Raw genomic sequence first — 20,787 nt, 5'->3', positions numbered from 1 at the left:
AAGAAAAATACAAAAATATAAATAAAGGTTAAAATGAAATTATGAAAAATATAGATAATGAAGTTTTAAATAAAATTAAAAAAAATTATAATTTAGAATATAAAAATTTGGCTTCTCAAGAAAATAAATCTTTGTCAGGCAGAATAAAAAAAACTAAAATAATTTCTTCTTTAGAAGAAGCGATTATAAAAAGTGGTTTAAAAAATGGTATGACTATTTCTTTTCATCATCATTTTAGACACGGAGATCAAACAGTTGAACAAGTTATGAAAATCATTGATAAATTAAATATAAAAGATTTGACTGTGTCTGCTTCTTCTTTTACTAGATCCCACGAATGTTTTGTTGAATATATCCAAAAAGGAATAGTTACTGGTTTAGAAGGATCAGGTTTCAGAGGCAAATTAGGAGATTTAGTTTCAGAAGGAATTTTGAAAAAACCAGTGATTATACGTTCTCATGGAGGAAGAGCAAGAGCTATTGCAAATAGAGATTCTAAAATTGATATAGCTTTTTTAGCGGCTTCTAGCAGCGATGAAATGGGTAATGCTAATGGTAGTAATCAAAAAGGTCTTTCTTCTGTTGGTTCTTTAGGTTACGCTTTAGTTGATGCACAATATGCTAATAAAGTAATTATTATAACGGATAATTTAGTTTCTTACCCAAACAGTCCTATTTCTATTCCTCAAATCTATGTCGATTTTGTTGTAAAAGTGGATCATATTGGTGATTCTTCTAAAATTGCATCAGGAGAAATTCATAATGTTTTTAATCCAAAAGAAATTAAAATAGCTAACAATATTATTAAAGTAATCAAAAACACTCCTTATTTCGAAAATGGTTTTTCTTTTCAAACTGGAACAGGTGGCGCTTCACAAGCATCCTTAATGATGTTGAAAGAAGAAATGTTGAAAAAAAATATTAAAGCTTCTTTTTTTCTAGGTGGTATTGTTCAATCCGAAGTTGAATTTTTAAAACAAGGATTGGTGGATAAATTATTAGATGTTCAATCTTTTGACTTAGGCGCTATCAAATCTATCAGAGAAAATTATGAAAAACATTTAGAAATATCTGCTTCTTTTTATGCAAATCCTTTTATTAAAGGTTGTGCTGTTAATAAGTTAAATTTCGGAATATTAAGTGCTTTAGAGATAGATATTAATTTTAATTGTAATGTTTTAACTGGTTCTGATGGTTATATAAGGGGAGCTTCAGGAGGTCATTCTGATGTGGCTTTTGGTAGTGATATTTCTATAGTGGCTATCCCATTAATAAGAGGAAGAATTCCTTCTATAACAAATAAAGTTAATACAATAGTAACACCAGGTAATACAATTGATATTGTAATTACCGATATAGGTATAGCTGTGAATCCTTTAAGAAAAGATTTAATTAAAATTTTGACTGATGCTCAAGTTCCTTTGACAAGTATAGAATATTTACGTGATTTAGCATATAAAATTACAGGTGAACCTGAACCAATAGATTATGATAAAAACAAAATTGTTGCTTTAGTTGAATATCGTGATAAAACTTTAACAGATGTTATTTATAAAGTAAAACCATTCATTTTATAAAATTATTATATATATTCAATCAAAAAATAATATGAATTTAAAAAAAAATATTTTAAATTCTAGAGAGAAAAGATATCTAAAGCAAAAAGAAATTTTAAAAAAATATCAAAAAGGTTTAATAAATATAACTTTAAATATTCCAGGCCAAAATAAAAATAAACCTTTATATGATATTTTTTTTAAAAAAATAATTAATAAATTATTAATACCTTTTTTTAAAAATTTAAAAATTATACGTTTAAATCAAAATCAAATGTTTTTGAAAGATTATGCAGGTATTTATTTGAATATAATGTTAAATACTAGAGATGAAAATTTATTAAAATTTGTAAAAGAGAAATTAATTGAATTAGAACAAAAAAAACCTTTTTTAATATTTGTAGATATTGACATAATTAATACAGAACATAAATATATAAAAAGAGAATTTTTACAAAAAATTCCAAGAAAATGTTTTTTATGCGATAAAGCAGCTAAAATTTGTGCTATTGAAAAAAACCATAATTTAAAAGATTTATTAAATTTTATCGAAACGAAAATGAAAAAATTTTTGTCCAATAAAAGTCAAATTTAATAAAAATTAATGTTTTTTTTCGATTAATTTTAATAATTCTTTGTTTTCTTTATATTTTAAATAATTTAATTTTTTTAAATAATTCAAACTAGATATTGGTACTAATTGAGATATTTCTTCAAAATTACCTTGAATAAATAATTTTCTTACTTGAGTTGCTGAAATACTTTTGTCTTGATACTTTTTTCTTGGAATTATAATTAATTCTATTTCTTTTGTTTTAAATACTTCTGACATAATTTGATTATATAAATTAGTAGTATTTGAAAAAGGTTCTTCGCCTACAAATCTTTTTTTTATATTTAAGGCAGGAGCTATATAATTAACAAAAATAAATGTATCTAAAATTATTTGTTGCTTAACAACTTCTTCTTTGGAAGGTAAAAAATAAGAAGGGAAAATATTTTTCGATACTAAATAATTGCTTCCTTCTAAAATTTTAACATTCGAAAAATTTTGAGTAGCTAATTTAATCATATCTAAACGTTCTTTGTATGTAAATAATGAACCTTCTTCGCTAACCATAATAACATAAACAAAAGAACTATTTTCGCAAGCTTTTTTTATTAAATATTCATGTCCTTTGGTAAAAGGATTACAATTCATAACTATAACACTGCTATTTTCTTTATCTTCTTTTTGATTCGATAAATATTTTAAATATTTATCGAAAAGATCGAATCTATTTGTTAAAAAACCAAATTCATCATTATTATATATCATCCGAAAACCTAAATTTTGAAAAATTTTGAAATTAATAGGTTTAGTAAAAACAAAAATTTCTTTAAAATGATTTTTATAAATTCTTTTAATCATAAAATCTATTAAAATATTAGCTAAATTGTAATTTCGATATTCTTTTTTTATCACTAAACAACGTAAATTATTTAAATAACGACCAATTGCAGCAATTAATTCATCTTCATCAGATAAAATAATAGCGTATTCTTCTATAAAATCATTTTTTAAATTTTCTTCGCATAAAAGTTTTTCTATTTTAGTAATAATTTCTTTATTATCATTAGGATAAATAATTTTAGGTATTGATAAAAACATAATAAACTTATATATACCCTTCTTTCTTTGTTTTAAATATTTTAAATTTAATATTTAATTTAATAATCTAATAAATATTAAAATAAAATGTTCATTTTGAATTTTAATATTTCATTTATATAAAGTTTAAATCAAATATTAAATTTAAAAAAGTCATATTCCTATAAAAAATAAAATTTTTATAGAATATTTTATGGAATTAATAAATTTTTAGGTTAATTTTTTGAAAATTATAAATTCTAACTAATCAATCTAATCTAAAAAATTTATCTAAATTCATTAGTTTAAACTTCGAATATTTTGTTAAGTATTTGAATGAATTATGAATATTGATTTATTAAAAATATTTACAATTACTTCTTCGTAAGCGCCATCCATTAAATTATCATTCAAAAAAAACAATATAATATTAAAAATTGAATTATTAAATCAAAAAATATAAAAAATGATTATAAAAAAGACTAGAGATGGTGAAGTTTTTTCAACTAGTCTTTTTTATGTTATTAAATTCAATTTAAGCATCTTTATAAAAATCTAAAATATTTTATTTTTTAATTTTATTTAATAAATGATTTACAAAATCAAAAACTGTTTCTGGAGAGCGAGAAGTAATAAAAATATCGCTAGTAATAGCTCTTTCTAAAGGACAATAATTTCCTTTTATGTATTTGTCATAACCAGGATAACAAATAAAATTATGATTCTCTAATAAATTTAATTTACCTAAAAAAGCAGGAGCAGCACAAATAGCGCCAATAATTTTTTTATTTTCTGCAAAATATTTTATAATTTTAAAAAGTTTATTTAAATTTAAATCATTATCATCTAACATTCTTTTTACATATGGGCCACCTGGAATAATTAAAAAATCATATTCAGATAATTTAATTTCGTCAATATATAAATCTGACATTACCATAAGCCCTTGAGAAGATAAAACTTTTAAAGAAACATTAGAAGTAAAAGTTTTGACATCTAAAAAATTTTTTCTTAAAAATGATCTTGTAGCTAAAGCTTCGCAATCCTCAAAATCATCAGATAAAAACATTAATCCTTTTTTCATAAAAACAACCTCTTTATAGTATTTGATTAAAAACAAAAAAATAATAGAAAAAATTAACCTTCATTTAAATTATCTAAATTTATTTTATCATTATTTATAATAAACTTCGCATATAATAAAATTTTATAATTTCGTTTTTATTAATATCTTTTTTATTTTTATAAAATAAAAATTACGGAAAATATGATATAATTATTTGGATATTTTTTATTTATCGAATATATAAATATCCTTTTTAACTTTTATCTTTTGAAAATAAAAATAAAATAAAATAAAAATAAAATAAAAATAAAATAAAAATAAAATAAAAATAAAATAAAAATAATAGAAAAGAGAATGAATAAAAAATTAAATCATTAAAAACAAAGTATTTTCCAAAAAATAAATATTATTTATTTTTAATTATATATTATTTTATATATTTATTCTTAATTAGTTTTTTTAGCACCATTAAAGGAATCCAAATTCAAGAAGAAGAAAAAATTAATTCAATAAGAGAACAGATTTTAAAAATAAAACAAGATGCCGAAAAAGAATTAAATACGGCTAAATCAATAAAAAAGAAAGTTGATGATTCTTTTAATAAAAATTTTTTATTAACAGAAGAAATCAAAATGATAGAAAATGAAAAAGATCCAAATACAGCTATAGGTCAATTTAAAGCAGCAGAAAAAGAATTTCAAACAGCAACAAATGAAATCCTTTTAGAACAAATTTATACTTTATTACAAAATTCTCTTCAAAGTTATAAAAAAAGTATAACTAATATCAAAAAATATAAAGCTTTAGTTCATAAAGAAATAGCAGAAAAAGAATTTGTAGAAATCAATAAAATGATAGATAAAACCAATGATTTTTTCTATGATACAGAAAAAGCAATAAATTTAAAAAAAGAAATAAATAATGAAATAGGAAATACAACACAAAAAAACACAATAATTTATTTGTTAGAAAAAGCCAAATCAAAATTACAAGAAGTAAATGATAACGTTGGGGACAGCGGTAACAATATGCATAATAGAGTAAATGCAAATAATCAATATGAGTATGTAATACATTATTATCAAGATATTTTTGAAAAATGCCAAAACTTAAAAATTAAATTAAAAAATTTTTTTATAGAAATATTTCAAAAAGATACAGCAGAAAAACAACAAATGCCAAATAATAATGATGATAAAATTATTACTTTATTTAATGAGCAAAAAAAAATAAAAAAATGGCAAATTATTATATTAATTTTTAATTTAATTTTTTATATATTAATTTATATATTTTTTAAAAAGAAAAATAAAAATAATTTTTGCCAAAAAATTGAAAATAAAAAATTTTTGTTAAAAAAGAGTTTATAAAACTCTTTTTTTTTTAAAACAATCCGAATTATAACAAAATAACAAAAGCTAAAGCATAATTTGTGCTATGAGAAATAGAAATCATAATTTGAGCAGACAAATAAGAATGAATAACATAAGGGAATCCTGAAATAGAATCATTTAAAATAGACCAATCACAATAATTATTTTTTAAATTACCTTTTTGATAAGCTTTAAAAATAGCTTCTTTAGCGGCCCATCTGCCCGCTAAAAAACTTATTTTTCTTTTTAAATGACTAATATCTTTATATATAAAATATTCTGCATCAGATAAAATTCTATCAGCTATTTTGTCTACGCCTATTTTTTCAATTTCTTGCATTTCAACCAAATCAATGCCAATATTTTTCATTTTTTGCATCCTTATTAATTTTAAGACTCGTTAATTGAATTTATAATAAAATTCAATTCTTTTTCATCTATTATCTTAATTTTTAATAAACGCGCTTTTTCTAATTTAGAATCACTATTTTCTTTACCCACAATCAAATAATCAGTTTTAGAAGAAATACTTTTAGAAACAAAAGCGCCATATTTTTCTAAAAGAGTAGTTATATCTTTTCTTGAATAATTATTTAAAATCCCTGTACAAACTATTTTTTTATTTTGTAATATATTTTTATTAGATTGAATAATTTCAGAATTTTGTACTGAAGAACCAAAAACAATTCCCTTAGATTGTAATAAATTAATTTCTTCAATATTTTTCTTATTTTGAAAATATTGACATATACTAATTGAAATTTCTGGACCTATTTCAGGGATTTTCATTAATTCTTCAAAAGTAACTTTTTGTAAATTATGAACATTTTGAAATTTATTACTTAATAATTTAGATATTTGTATACCTACATGATCAATGCCTAAAGCAAATAAAATTCTATAAAAAGATTGAGTCTTACTTTGTTCTATAGAATTTAAAATATTAGTTATTTTTTTATCTTTAAAACCAAACAATTGTTTCAATTGAGGATACTTATCTTTTAAAAAATATAAATCAGAAATTTTTTTAATTATCCCTTTTTGAAAAAAAGTAACTAAAGTTTTTTTACCTAAAGCATTAATATCCATAGCTTCCCGAGAGACAAAATGAATAATTTTTTTTATTTGCTTTTCTTCGCAATAATTATTTAAACAAAAATAATCTACTTCATTTTCTTTTTTAGTTAAAACTTCTCCGCAAAAAGGACAATTACTCAACATTTGAAAAGGTATTTGGTTAGTTCTTTTGTATTTTACAACTTCTAAAATTTCTGGAATAATAGAGCCTGATTTATGGACTAAAACAAAATCATTAATACGAATATCTTTTCTTTGGATATAATCATAATTATGAAGTGATATTTTAGATAATAAACTACCATCTAAAATAATAGGCTGAATATCAGCAATAGGAGTTAAAACACCTGTTCTTCCAATTTGAAAATTAATATTTTTTACTACAGTTTCGCCTTTCAAAGAATTAAACTTATAAGCAATAGCCCATTTAGGATATTTACTTGTATTACCTATTAAATTATGTAAATTTAATTCGTTAACTTTAATAACAACTCCATCTATATCATAAGGTAAATTATTTTTAAGTTTCTCGTAATAATTAATTTTTTCTTTTAATTCATCAAAAGAATAAACAACATTAAAATAAGTATTTACAGAAAAACCCATTTTTTTTAAAAACATTAAAACTTCATATTGTGTTCTAATAAAAGAAGGGGGATTAATGATAGAATAAATAAAAGATGATAATTTCCTATTAGATACTATTGCAGAATTTAATTGTCTTAAAGTTCCTGAAGCTGCATTACGAGGATTAGAAAATAAAAATTTGTTTTGATATTTTTGTTCTTTATTTAACTGTTCAAACGAATCATGATCAAAAAAAATCTCCCCTCTTACTTCTAAATCTATTGATTCTGGTAATTTTAAAGGAATATCTTTAATAGTTTTTATGTTATCGGTTATTAATTCGCCAACATAACCATTCCCTCTTGTTAAAGCTTGAAATAAAATACCTTTCTTATATTTTAAACTAATAGCGACTCCGTCTATTTTAAGTTCTAAATTAAAACAAAAAGGAATTTGTTGTTTTGATAAACGATCACAAAAAAGTTTTAATTCTTTAAAATCAAAAACATTATTTAAAGATAACATTGGTACATCATGCGATACTTTATCAAATTTAGAACTCAAAAAGCCACCTACTTTAAAAGTAGGACTATAAGACAATTTATATTCAGGATATTCTTTTTCTAATAAAATCAATTCTTGCAATAACGCATCATATTGAGAATCTGTTAATTCTGTTTCGTTTAATTGATAATATTCGTAATTAGCTTTACAAATTTTATCTGTTAAAGTTCTAATTTTATTTTTTATTTCAAATGTCATTTTTATAACCTTTTTATTTAATGTTATAACATATAATTAATTTTGAATAATTTACAAAATGAACAAAAAATATTCTTTCATTATATATAATAAATATAAAAATTATTTTTATTTTATAAAAAAAATTACTTAAATAATAAAAGTATTATATATTTAAATTAAATAATTTACTAGCATTATATGTTGTTTGTTGAGTGACTTCTTTTAAACTTATTTGTTTTAAATAAGATATTTTTTCCGCTATAATTTTCATAAATCCAGGTTCATTTGTTTTATTTTTGTCTAAAGGAAATGGAGTTAAAAAAGGAGCATCTGTTTCTAACAAAATTTTATCCAAAGGAATTTGTTGAACGATTTTTTGCGCTTCAATAGCATTTTTATAAGTAATAATACCTCCTAATCCTACATAAAAACCTAATTCTATAGCTTTTTTGGCTTCTATAAGATGACTAGTCAAACAATGAAATACTCCTCTAATTTTACCTTTATAAGGTAATAACATTGAATATATTTCATCAAAAGATTCTCTTGCGTGTAAAATAATAGGCAAATTATACTCTAAAGCTAATTTAATTTGGATTTGTAAAAATTTTTTTTGAATTAGTAAAGAACTTTTGTCATGATATAAATCTAAACCAATTTCTCCTACAGCTACTACTTGTGGATGTCTCAAATATTTTATAATACTTAAAGGATCTTCATTTAACCAATGACAAGGATGAATTCCGACAGCAGCTTTAATGGATTTATTTCGAGAAGCTAATTCAATTGCTTTTTCGTTTGTTGCTTTATCCACGCCAGGTACAATAAAATATTGAATATCATTTTTATAAGCTCTTTCAAGAACTTTATTTAAAACTTTATCAAAATAATCAAAATTTAAATGAACATGTGTATCAATTAACATAATTTTTATTTCTCTTTTAACAAATTAATTTTTACTATTTAATAAATAAAAAACCCAAATAATTGGGTTTTATAATATATATTCGAAATATTTATTTGAATAAAATTAAAGATGAATAGGTTTATCTATTGCTCCTAAAAAAGTTTCCGAAATTATTTCTGATAAAGTAGGATGAGGATGAATTACTTTGATCATATCATAAACTGTTGCTTCTAGGCTTATAGCAACACCAATTTCGCTAATTAATTCTGTAGCGTTACAAGATAATATATGCATACCTAAAATTTTTGAATTATCTTTATTAACAATTAATTTAACAACACCATCAGTTTCTCCATCCGCTAAAGCTTTTCCTATAGCACTGACAGGAAACATTGAAACTTTATAATTTATTTCCTTATCTTTTGCTTGTTCTTCTGTCATACCTATAGTAGATATTTCAGGAAAGCCATAAATACAATTAGGAACTAAATTATAATCCATAGGGAAAAGATGTTCTTTAGAGTTTAAAGCATGAGAAACAGCTATAATACCTTCATGACTAGCAACATGAGCTAACGTATATTTACCATTCACATCTCCAATAGCATAAACTCCTTCAACAGAAGTTCTTAAAAAATTATCAGTAATTATACCGCTTCTATCTGTTTTTAAATTCAAATTTTGAATTCCATCTAAATTAGGTTTAATACCGACAGCCATTAAAATTAAATCTGCTTCATCCTGATATATTTGATTATCCATTTCATAATGAACTTTATTATTATCTATTTTTACTACTGTAGAATCTGTATAAATTTTAATACGATCTTTTTTTAATTTTTTAGCATAAAGTTTAACAATATCATGATCTATATTACTTAATATATTTTTTTGCTTTTCTATAATTATAACTTCAGAATTTAATTTAGCAAAAAGAGTTGCGAATTCTACTCCAATAACTCCTCCACCAATAATAATTAATTTCTTAGGAAATTTTTCTAATTGAACTAATTCTTTACTAGTATAAAGAAATTTATTTTCATAAGATTCTTTAGCTCCAGGAATTGGAGGTATAAAAGCGCTAGAACCTGTAGCAATAATAAGTTTTTTAGTTTCTAATTGTTTATCCCCTACTTGAACTAAATTTGGAGTTAAAACTTCTGCAAAAGAATTATATAAATCAATTTTATTTTTTTTTAATAAAAAAAGAATACCATTATATAATTGTTTAACTATTTTATCTTTACGATTCAAAATAGATAACCAATCAAATGAAATATCATTTATTTTATTAATACCGTAATTATCAATATTTTTAGCAATATCAAAAACCTTAGCGCTTTTTAAAAATGATTTAGTTGGTATACAACCATAATTAAGACAAATACCACCAACTTTATGTTTTTCTATTAAAGCAACTTTAGCGCCTAACTGAGCTGCTTTAATAGCAGAAACATAGCCCCCCGGGCCACTACCAATAATTAAAATATCGTATTTTGTCATATATTTGTTCTTTGTCTTCTTTCTAAAAAATTTATCGATTTTTTTAATAAATGTATTTTTCTAATTCTGTAATATTAGTTAATACTGAAGTAATTTTGTTTAAAAATCTAGAAGCATCAGCACCATCTATAACACGATGATCGAATGTCAAAGAAACATGTAAAATATCAGCAATACAAATATTATTATCTTTAACTACTGGTTTTTTAATAATTTTGCCAATCCCTAAAATAGATAATTCAGGCAAATTAATAATAGGTGTGCATTGTAGACCGCCAATAGAACCAAAATTACTTAAAGTAAAAGTTCCATTTTGGAGTTGCTTCAATGTTAATTTGCCTTCTTGAGCATTTTTAGCTAATTTATTAATTTCTTGAGCTAACTCAATGATATTTAATTTATCAGCGTTTTTAATATTAGGAACCATTAAACCCCGCGGAGTATCTACTGCAATACCTAAATTAATAAATTTTTTTATAATTATTTCGTTTTTAACAGAGTCAAAACTAGAATTAAACAAAGGAAATTCAGTTAAAGCAGAAATAACTGCCTTAGCTATAAAAGCCATATAAGTTAATTTAATACCTTGAGGTTCTAATTCATTTTTTAATCTTTTTCTTAAAAAAACTAAATCAGTAATATCTATTTCTTCTGTAACAGTCACATCAGGAATTTCTGTTTTTGCAACAACCATTTTCTTAGATATTACTTCTCTTATTTTTGAAATTTTACAAATTTCTATTTCATTTTCTGTGTTTTTGTTATCACTTTTTATATTATTATTATTATTATTATTTTCCATATATTATAACTTTTCCTTTTTCTAAATTACCGAAAAATTATTCGATTGTTAATAATAAATCTCCAACTTCGATATCATCGCCTTCTTTGAAAAAAATTTCTTTAATCTTACCTGTAGCAACAGAAGGAATAAAAACAGAAACTTTATCAGTTTCAACTTCTAATAAATCTTGTCCTTCTTTAACTTGATCTCCTACTTTGCACAAAAATTTAATAATTTTTCCTTCCGTAATTCCCTCTCCTATATCTGAAAAACGTAATTCAAACATTATAAATAATCACCTTTCCTAGTATTTTTTTTATTTATTGAATATTTTTTTAATTTTGTAAATAATTTTATCAGGATTTAAATTTTGATGATATTCTCCTCTAGCTAAAGGCATAATAATATCAAAACCTGTAACTCTTTGAGGAGCTGATTTTAAAGAATCAAAAATATGTTCATTAACTAAAGTTATTATTTCTCCAGCTGGGCCATAAGTTTGAGTAGCTTCATGAACTACTAATAATCTACCTGTTTTTTTAACAGAAGTTAAAATTGTTTCTTTATCTATTGGATTAATAGTTCTTAAATCTATTAATTCTATAGAAATACCTTCTTTATCTAATTCATCTATAGCTAATTTAGAAATTGGAACAGCAGAGCTCCAAGCAACTAGAGTAATATCATTGCCTTCTTTAACTACTTTAGCTTTTCCTATTTCCACTTCGTATTCTTCTAAAGGTACTTCTTCTTTTTTACCACGATATAAAAGTTTTGGCTCCATATAAATAACAGGATCCGGGCTATTGATAGCCGCGATTAAAAGTCCTTTAGCATCATAAGGATTAGAAGGAACAACTACTTTTAAACCTGGAATCGAACCTAAAATAACTTCTAAAGATTCTGAATGGTGTTCTAAAGCTTTTACTCCTCCTCCTACAGGAAATTTTAATACCATAGGACATGTAAAACTATTTCTAGAACGGTTTCTCATTCTAGCTGCATGAGAAATTAGATCTTGTAAACCTACGTAAACAAAACCATCAAATTGAATTTCTGCAATCGGAATTAATCCATTAATAGACATTCCTATAGCATTTCCTACAATACCAGATTCTGTTATTGGACTATCGAAAACACGTTCTTTTCCATATTTATCTTGTAAACCGGCTGTTACTCGAAAAACTCCGCCTAATTTACCAATATCCTGACCGAATAAAACTATTTTTGGATTTTTTGCTAATTGAATATCTAAAGTATGATTAATAGATTGTAATAAATTCATTAAAACTTTATTTGACATTATTATTTATTGACTTTCCTTTTTATATTATTTATCCATAAATTTAGATGAATAATTATATGATTAAAATCACTTTTTTTATTATGCAATAAAAAAAATTATAAAAACATATAATAATAAATATTTATTTCGAAAATAAATATTTATTATTTTTTTTGATTTTTTATTTTTAAAAATTCTTCATATTCGGAATATTGTTTTTTTAATTCAGGAGTCATTTCACTATAAATATGCTCAAAAATTTCAATAGGTTCTACTTTAGTACCATAGGACATAATATTTTTATGAACTTGAGAAACATATTCTTCTGTTTCCTTGTCTATTTGTTCTATTATATCTTGTGTTAAAATTTGTTTATTTAATAAATATTTTTGAAAACGAACGATAGGATCTTTTAATTGCCATTCATCCTCTTCTTCTTTCGAACGATATAAAGTTGTATTATCATTAGTTGTATGAGCGCCCATACGATAAGTTACAATTTCTAACAAACCAGGACCTTTTTTTTGTCGTGATCTTTCAGTAAAATATTTAACAGCTGTATGAACCGCTAAAACATCGTTACCATCAACTAACATGCCTGGAATTCCGAAAGCATAACATTTTTGAGCTAAAGTTTCAGAATTAGAAGCGATTTGTCTAGGAGTAGAAATAGCATATTGATTATTTTGGATAACAACTACTAAAGGAGCTTTAAAAACAGAAGCAAAATTTAAACCTGCATAAAATTCATCATGAGCAGTACCACCATCGCCTATCGTAGCTAAAGTGACTTCATCTTTATTTTGTATTTTACTTGCTAAAGCTAAACCTGATCCCATAGTAACACTAGAACCTATTATAATATTAACAGGTAAAATACGTTTATTAGGATCCATTTTAGAACCTTTTTCATTACCAAACCAATAAAGATATATATTTTCCAATGAAATACCACGATACAAATATAAACCTATATCCCTAAAATAAGGCGAAATCCAATCTTGATTTTGTAAAGCAGAAGCAGTTCCTACTTGTGAAGCTTCATGACCTCGATTAATAACATAAGATAACATTCTACCTTGACGTTGATATTGAACAGCTTTTAAATCAGAAATTCTGCATAAAACCATTGTTTTATACATTTTCATTAATTCATCTTTAGATATTTTAGGTTCTAAATCTGGATTAATTACTTTACCTTCTACATCTAAAATTTGCAGTTTTTCTTTTTTTAAAGGATTATATAATTCAAATATTTCTTCCATAAACAAAAAGCCCTTTTTACTAATTTTTTTATAATAATTAAAATTACAATATTTTTTATAATAATCAAAATTACAATATTATATTACTATACATAAAATATAAATGCATAAATAAATACACATATTTTTTATTTTAATGTACATTCGTATTTCGTTTTTGCATTGTTTTATGCAAAACATATTTCAATTATAAACATAATAAAAAAAATTAAATCAAAAATACTCAAAATTATATAAAACATATATCAATTCTACAATTAAAAAATTAAAAAAAATATATAAATAACTATTTATGCCATATTATAAAAATTTATCTAAACATTTAAAATAATTCATAATCAAAATAATTTATAAATTTTATAATATTACAAACTTACTTAATAATTATAACTTATTTGAATCTAGGATTTTCACAATTAACAACATTTACAATATTTAATTTATTTATGTTTTAAAAGCATAAATATATAATAAATATTATTATAAAATATTATGTTAAAATAATACAGTATAGAAACATTTTATTTATTTCGTTTTGGGATTTTATCCTTGTAATAAATAAATTTGTTGTTAGGCTGGTGTGGCGAAATTGGTATACGCATTTGACTCAAAATCAAACGAGCTTAAACTCATGTCGGTTCGAGTCCGACCATCAGTACCAAATAAATTTTTTTATAAATAAAGCTAATATCAAATAATATAAGAAAAATAATCACATGAACAAATTCATGTGTTTATTTTTTTATACTATAAATTACTTTCTTACATATAAAATAATTATTAGCGAAATAATAATAAATTTTAAAAAATAATAGTTATAAGAGTAAATAAATAATGAATCTAAATATTAACAATAATTTTAATTCTTTTATGCAAAGATTTAATGAGAAAAACAAAACTACTTACAAACTTAATAAAACACTTGTTGAAAAAAAAAATAATAAATGGATTTTAGAAATCTCAGGAGAACAAAATTTATTAAACATTTGTTCTTCAGAAATATTCAAACAAGAAATTAAAACTTTTTTATATAACGAAGTAAAAAGTTTTATTCAAAATTTTCAGATTAGCATTAAATTTTCATTTATAAATTTAAAAAATATAAAAGATGAAAAAATATGGTCCGAAATATTTAAATATCTTTTGAACAAAATTATTAATAAAAAAAATGAAACAGAAGATTTTTATATTTTATCTAATAGTTATATTAGAGTTATAGAAATTCAAGAAATTGATTTCCAAAATAAAATATGTCAAATAAAAATTCAATTTAATGAAAATAGTCCACAATATAATGAAGAAAAAATAAAAAATACAATTCAAAAATTAGATAAATTATTAAAAAAAGAATATAATTCTGATTTAGATTTAAATTTGCAAAAAATAAATTTACTACAAATAACACAAAAAATATATAATGATAAATTTTTTTTAAATTTTAAAGATATTCCTTTGACTTATCAAGAAGCTTCTGAATTAATAAGTAAAAAAAAGAAATTTTGGATAAAAGGTTATGTTCAACAAATATCTAAAAAAGAAACTAAAAATAAACAAATTTTATTTTCTTTTTATTTAATAGAGCCTGATACGAAAACAGATTCTATATTTTTGAAAAAATTTTTCAATCCTAAAACAGAAAAATATAAACAAATAGAAAAAGATTTTCAAGAAGGAATTTTAATTGAAATTTTAACTTCTTTTGTGAAAGATACTTATAAAAAAGACAATTTTTATTTTGATATAGATGAATATAAAGTTTTAGATCATACTCCTTTATATTTAAAAAGAATAGATGATTATCCAGGAAAAAAAAGAATTGAATTCCATATACATACAAAAATGTCTAATTTAGATGCGACAAATAGTGTTAAAGATTATATTGAAACAGCAGAACGATGGGGACATAAAGCAATTGCATTTACAGATCATAATGGGCTTTATGCTTATCCTGACATTAATAAATATTCTCATGGCAAAAATATTAAACCTATTTTAGGATTAGAATCCAATTTTATCGAAGAAAAACCTATTTTTATTACCAATCAAGAACAAAATCCTATTTTTGCTAATTTTCTTTTGAAAAAACATAATTATATTGTTTTAGATATCGAAACTACAGGTTTTTCTAAACATAGAGATAAAATTATTGAAATATCAGCTATCAAAATAGAAAATGGTAAAATAACAGATCAAATTTTTGATGAATTAATTGATCCAGAAATTAAATTAAATAAAAATATTACAGAACTTACAGGAATTAAAGATGAAGATTTAATTAATAAACCTAAAATTAAAGAAATTTTAACCAAATTTTTCAAGTTTATTAAAGGTTATGTTTTGGTTGCACATAATTATTCTTTTGATATCGGTTTTTTAAAAGAAAAAGCTAAACAATTAAAAATACCTTTCGAAGATCAACCTTTTATAGATACTTTATATTTGAGCCAAAAATATTTTGATCAAAATTTAAAATTTTTTTCTTTGAAAAGAGTAGCTAAATATTTTAAGGTGAAAAGTGATTTAGAGAGTCAACATCACAGAGCTTTATTTGATTCTCATATAACGGCGCTTGTTTTATTAGAAATGTTTAAAAAATTAGAAGAACAAAATATTTTATATTTTTATGATTTAAAAGGTAGTTTAGATATAAAATTTGAAAGATCTTATCATATTAATATTTTGGTTCAAAATCAAATAGGATATAAAAATTTATTTCATTTAATAAGTGATTCTTTAACTAAAGATTTTTATAAACAACCTAAAATATTAAAATCTAATTTAGAGAAATATAGAACAGGATTGTTAATAGGAAGCGGTTGTTATGAAGGTAATGTTTTTGAAGCTGCTTTAAATAAAAATGATAAAGAATTAAGTGAAGCAATTTCTTTTTATGATTATATAGAAGTTCAACCTATAGAAAGTTATAAACATATTATTTATGATTTAACAGGTGACGATTCATCTAAAGATAAAAGTATTATTCAAGAAATAATTTTAAAAATTATTGAAGAAGCTCAAAAACAAAATAAAATAATTATTGCTACTGGAGATGTTCATTATTTAAATCCTTACGATAAAATTTATAGAGAAATTTATATTAATGCTAAATTAATTGGTGGGGGTTTGCATAAATTATCGAAATATAAAACCAATAATTTACCAGATAATCATTTTTTAACTACTCAAGAAATGTTAAATGCTTTTGATTTTATAAAAGATCAAAAACTTAAAGAAGATTTAGTTATTAACAATACTCATATCTTAAATGATAAAATTGATAAAATTCAAATTTTTCCTAAACAATTATTTTCGTTAAAAGATGACAATTTCGCTATAAACTTAAAAATCCCAAGTATTAAAAAAGAATTACAAACATTAATTAAAAATAAATTACAAAAATTATATGGAATTAAACTACATCCTTTAGTAGATGAAAGAATAAAAAAAGAATTGAAAAGTATTATCGGGGATGAGAAAGATACAAATAATAACAATAGTATTTCTCCTATATATTACTTAGCTCATTTGTTAGCCAAAAATTCAATAGAAAAGGGTTATCCAGTAGGTTCACGTGGGTCTATAGGTTCTTCTTTTGTAGCAACTCTATTAGGAATAACAGAAGTAAATCCTTTAAAACCTCATTATCTTTGTAAACAATGTCAATACACTGTTTTTCCACAAATGACTCAAGAACAAAAAGAAACACAGACATACAAAGAATATATAATGCAATATGAAAAATCAGATTTAAATAATTATTCAAATTTTGAAACAAATATTTTATCAGGTTATGATTTGCCAGATATAAAATGTCCTTTTTGTTCCAATAACTTTTCAAAAGATGGACAAAATATTCCTTTCGAAACCTTTTTAGGGTTTGAAGGTAATAAAACACCTGATATAGATTTAAATTTTGCAGGTGATTATCAATCAAAAGCACACGATTATATGAAAGAGTTATTAGGAGAAAATTGTGCATTTAGAGCAGGAACGATCCAAACAGTAGCTAAACAAACTGCTTTTGGCTATGTAAAAGGTTTTATTAAAGACAAAAATTTAGAAAATCAAACAAGAAATTGGGAAATTTATAGAAGAGCTAACATAATCGAAGGAGTTAAACGTTCTACAGGTCAACATCCTGGCGGTATTATTGTTGTGCCACGAGATATTTCTATCTATGAAGTTACCCCAATTCAATTTCCGGCAAATGATATAGAATCTAATTGGAAAACTACTCATTTTGATTATCATTCTTTTGAACATAATTTATTTAAAATGGATATTTTAGGACATGATGATCCTATCTTAATTAAATTTTTTATGGATTATGTAAAAAAAAATCAAAATAAATTTTCTTTTGATTCTTATCAAAATATTCCGGTAGATGATCCTAAAATTTATAAACTTTTTTCCAACGAATTATTAACAAAAGATAACAAAACACCTATTACAACAATTGCTATCCCAGAATTTGGTACAGATTTTGTAAAAAAAATGTTAAAAGATATTTATATAAAAGAAAAACAAAAATTTAATTTCGGAACTTTAGTAAAAGTATCTGGTTTATCTCATGGAACTGATGTTTGGAATCAAAATGCTAAAGATATTTTAAATAAAGAAGGAGATTTTTATTATTTAAAAAATAGTAAAATGAATATTTCTTTTAATGAAATTATTGGTTGTCGCGATGATATTATGCTATACTTAATTCAACAAAATGTAGATCCTTTAAAAGCTTTCGAAATTATGGAATTAGTACGTAAAGGACAACAACATTCTGAGCCTAAAAAATGGAAAGAAATTATAAATACACTAAAACAAAGCACAAACATTCCTGATTGGTATTTTGACTCTTTAACCAAAATAAAATATCTTTTCCCGAAAGCACACTCTACTGCTTATGTTTTAATGGCTTTAAGAATTGCATGGTTCAAAGTCTATCATCCTCTTTTATTTTATAGTGGTGTATTTTCAACAAGACTAGAGCAATTTGATTATGATGTAATGTTACAAACACCTTATAAAATTGATGAAAAAATTCAATATTTAATAAATGCAAATAAAAAAGAAAAAAATACTGCAAAAGAACAAAATATGTTGAATACTTTAAATATTGCTTCGGAAATGATCAAAAGAGGTTTTAAATTTTTACCAATTGATTTAAATAAATCAGAAGCTTTTGAATTTGTGATGTATGATAATAATTCTTTAATAATGCCTTTTATTGCAATAGATGGATTAGGAGAAAAAGCTGCTACCAATATAGTTAATGAAAGAAAAAATAAATTATTTACACAATTAGATTTTTTTAAAAGAGTTAAATTAAATAAAACTATTTCCAAAAAAATAATAGAAGAACTTAAATTAGTAGAAAAATTACCTTTAGAATAATTTTTTTATTTAAAAATAAACAAATTTGTAATATTATTTAAATTAAGTTATAATTATAGTGAATAATATTTTTTGAAATATTTTGAATTTTATTTCACAATAAAATTCAAAATTATTTGGAATGAGGTTAAATAAAATATATTAATGAAAGTAATTGTTATTGGTTGTAATCATTCAGGAACAGCTGCGGTTAGAACAATATTAAAACAAAATAAAGATATTGAAATAAGTATTTATGAAAAAAATGACAATGTTTCTTTTTTATCTTGCGGAATAGCCTTATATATTGGCGGAGTAGTAAAAGATAGAAAAGGTTTATTTTATTCTAGCGCTGAAGAATTATCAAATTTAGGTGCTGATGTAAAATTAAAACATGAAGTCATTAAAATCGATTTAGAGAAAAAAAATATTTTAGCAAAAGATTTAAAAACTGGTAAAGAATTTATTGATCATTTCGATAAATTGATTTTGTCTACAGGTTCTTGGCCGGTTATACCTAAAATAAAAGGAATTCAATCTAAAAATGTTTTTTTATCTAAAAATTTAGAACATGCTAATAATATTATAGATTACGGAAAAAATGTTAATAAAATAACAATCATAGGTGCTGGTTACATAGGAGTAGAATTAGCCGAAGCTTTTTCAAAACAAAAAAAAGAAGTAACTTTAATAGATATAGAAGATAGAATAATGCCTAAATATCTAGATAAAGAATTTACTTCAATAGCTGAAGATAGTTTACAACAACATAATGTTAATTTAGCTTTAAGTCAAAAAGTAGTTGAATTTAAAACTCAAAACGATTTAGTTACTCATGTTATAACTGATAAAAACAGTTATGAAACAGAAATGGTTATCGCATGTATTAGTTTTAGACCTTACACAGATTTAGCAAAAGATATTTTAGAATTAGATTCTAATAACGCTTTAAAAGTTAATGAATATTTACAAACTTCTCATCCTGATGTGTATGGTTGCGGAGATAATATAAATATTATTTATAATCCATTAAATAAAAAAAATATGTATATGCCTTTAGCTACTAACGCTATAAGAACTGGTACTATCGTAGGATTAAACATTAAAAAAAATATTTGCAAATATTTAGGAACTCAAGGAACAAGTTGTATTCAAATTAATGATTTAAGTATTTCTTCTACAGGTTTAAATGAACACGCTGCAAAACTATTAAACATTAATTATGATTCAATTACCATAAAAGATGCTAACAGACCTGAATTTATGCCTGAATATGATTCTGTATTATTAAAAATTGTGTTTGAAAAAGAAACAGGTATTATTTTAGGAGGGCAAATCTTATCTAATACTGATTTAACTGAAAAAATAAATACTTTAAGTGTGTTTATAGAACAACAAACTACTGTAGATGCTTTAGCTTTCAAAGACTTTTCTTTTCATCCATATTTTAGCAAACCATGGCATTTATTAAACTTAGTAGGGTTAAAATATTTAGAATCTGTAAAATAAAAATAAATAAATAAGCAACAAAATAGATAAACAAACTATGTTTACTAAATATAAACATAGTTTTTTATTTTATTTTTGTAAATAAATGGAGCAAAAACCAATTCAAAATAAAAATAAATTATAAATATTTAAATTTTAGAACTTTTAAAAA

Annotated in this window: 15 protein-coding genes and 1 tRNA gene; 6 read left to right on the top strand and 10 right to left on the bottom strand. The window is 22.8% G+C overall.

Annotated features, from left to right (window positions below; translation table 11 throughout):
- Window positions 1-41 precede the first annotated feature (41 nt).
- Both citF and citX read left to right on the top strand, forming a co-directional pair.
- Window positions 42-1,577 carry a citrate lyase subunit alpha gene (gene citF / locus M8044_RS00260; RefSeq protein ID WP_273585070.1) on the top strand — a complete coding sequence of 512 codons (1,536 nt, stop codon included), beginning with the start codon at window positions 42-44 and terminating at the stop codon, window positions 1,575-1,577.
- Window positions 1,578-1,608: 31 nt separating this feature from the next.
- Window positions 1,609-2,151 carry a citrate lyase holo-[acyl-carrier protein] synthase gene (gene citX / locus M8044_RS00255; RefSeq protein WP_273585069.1) on the top strand — a complete coding sequence of 181 codons (543 nt, stop codon included), beginning with the start codon at window positions 1,609-1,611 and terminating at the stop codon, window positions 2,149-2,151.
- Between the two features lie 6 nt (window positions 2,152-2,157).
- Here citX and M8044_RS00250 read toward each other — a convergent pair whose 3' ends face one another.
- On the bottom strand, window positions 2,158-3,207 hold the full coding sequence (locus M8044_RS00250; RefSeq protein WP_273585068.1) for a GNAT family N-acetyltransferase: 1,050 nt from the start codon (window positions 3,205-3,207) through the stop codon (window positions 2,158-2,160).
- Between the two features lie 544 nt (window positions 3,208-3,751).
- Window positions 3,752-4,270 carry a DJ-1/PfpI family protein gene (locus M8044_RS00245; RefSeq protein ID WP_273585067.1) on the bottom strand — a complete coding sequence of 173 codons (519 nt, stop codon included), beginning with the start codon at window positions 4,268-4,270 and terminating at the stop codon, window positions 3,752-3,754.
- A gap of 614 nt (window positions 4,271-4,884) precedes the next feature.
- On the opposite strand from M8044_RS00245, the gene M8044_RS00240 reads away from it, so the two are divergent.
- A complete protein-coding gene (locus tag M8044_RS00240; protein WP_273585066.1) occupies window positions 4,885-5,622 on the top strand; it encodes a hypothetical protein in 738 nt (245 codons plus the stop codon).
- A 28-nt stretch (window positions 5,623-5,650) separates the two neighbouring features.
- Here M8044_RS00240 and acpS read toward each other — a convergent pair whose 3' ends face one another.
- The 8 genes from acpS to pdhA form a co-directional block, all read right to left on the bottom strand.
- Window positions 5,651-5,995, bottom strand: coding sequence for a holo-ACP synthase (gene acpS / locus M8044_RS00235; RefSeq protein ID WP_273585065.1), 345 nt, complete (start codon window positions 5,993-5,995; stop codon window positions 5,651-5,653).
- Between the two features lie 20 nt (window positions 5,996-6,015).
- Complete coding sequence (gene ligA, locus M8044_RS00230) at window positions 6,016-8,031, bottom strand: NAD-dependent DNA ligase LigA (protein WP_273585064.1); 2,016 nt, start codon at window positions 8,029-8,031, stop codon at window positions 6,016-6,018.
- 145 nt (window positions 8,032-8,176) lie between these two features.
- On the bottom strand, window positions 8,177-8,938 hold the full coding sequence (locus M8044_RS00225; protein WP_273585063.1) for a TatD family hydrolase: 762 nt from the start codon (window positions 8,936-8,938) through the stop codon (window positions 8,177-8,179).
- Between the two features lie 105 nt (window positions 8,939-9,043).
- Window positions 9,044-10,423, bottom strand: a complete 1,380-nt coding sequence (gene lpdA, locus M8044_RS00220; protein ID WP_273585062.1) for a dihydrolipoyl dehydrogenase — start codon at window positions 10,421-10,423, stop codon at window positions 9,044-9,046.
- A gap of 43 nt (window positions 10,424-10,466) precedes the next feature.
- Complete coding sequence (locus tag M8044_RS00215; RefSeq protein ID WP_273585061.1) at window positions 10,467-11,225, bottom strand: dihydrolipoamide acetyltransferase family protein; 759 nt, start codon at window positions 11,223-11,225, stop codon at window positions 10,467-10,469.
- A 37-nt stretch (window positions 11,226-11,262) separates the two neighbouring features.
- Entirely contained in the window at window positions 11,263-11,493 is a 231-nt protein-coding gene (locus tag M8044_RS00210; protein WP_273585060.1) for a biotin/lipoyl-containing protein, read from the bottom strand.
- 30 nt (window positions 11,494-11,523) lie between these two features.
- A complete protein-coding gene (locus tag M8044_RS00205; RefSeq protein ID WP_273585059.1) occupies window positions 11,524-12,510 on the bottom strand; it encodes an alpha-ketoacid dehydrogenase subunit beta in 987 nt (328 codons plus the stop codon).
- A 146-nt stretch (window positions 12,511-12,656) separates the two neighbouring features.
- A complete protein-coding gene (pdhA, locus tag M8044_RS00200; RefSeq protein WP_273585058.1) occupies window positions 12,657-13,757 on the bottom strand; it encodes a pyruvate dehydrogenase (acetyl-transferring) E1 component subunit alpha in 1,101 nt (366 codons plus the stop codon).
- 574 nt (window positions 13,758-14,331) lie between these two features.
- Between pdhA and M8044_RS00195 the strand changes: the two genes are divergently transcribed.
- The 3 genes from M8044_RS00195 (at window position 14,332) to M8044_RS00185 (ending at window position 20,636) form a co-directional block, all read left to right on the top strand.
- Window positions 14,332-14,418, top strand: a tRNA-Leu gene (locus M8044_RS00195).
- A gap of 173 nt (window positions 14,419-14,591) precedes the next feature.
- Complete coding sequence (locus tag M8044_RS00190) at window positions 14,592-19,148, top strand: exonuclease domain-containing protein (protein WP_273585057.1); 4,557 nt, start codon at window positions 14,592-14,594, stop codon at window positions 19,146-19,148.
- A gap of 144 nt (window positions 19,149-19,292) precedes the next feature.
- Window positions 19,293-20,636: an FAD-dependent oxidoreductase gene (locus M8044_RS00185; RefSeq protein ID WP_273585056.1), complete on the top strand. Its 1,344-nt coding sequence runs from the start codon at window positions 19,293-19,295 to the stop codon at window positions 20,634-20,636.
- The last annotated feature ends 151 nt before the right edge of the window (window positions 20,637-20,787 follow it).

Source organism: Columbia Basin potato purple top phytoplasma (genome assembly GCF_028595955.1).
Classification (GTDB): Bacteria; Bacillota_I; Bacilli_A; order Acholeplasmatales; family Acholeplasmataceae; genus Phytoplasma.
The sequence above is the reverse complement of the archived record's forward strand: the minus strand, read 5'-3'. Positions and strand labels throughout refer to the sequence as shown.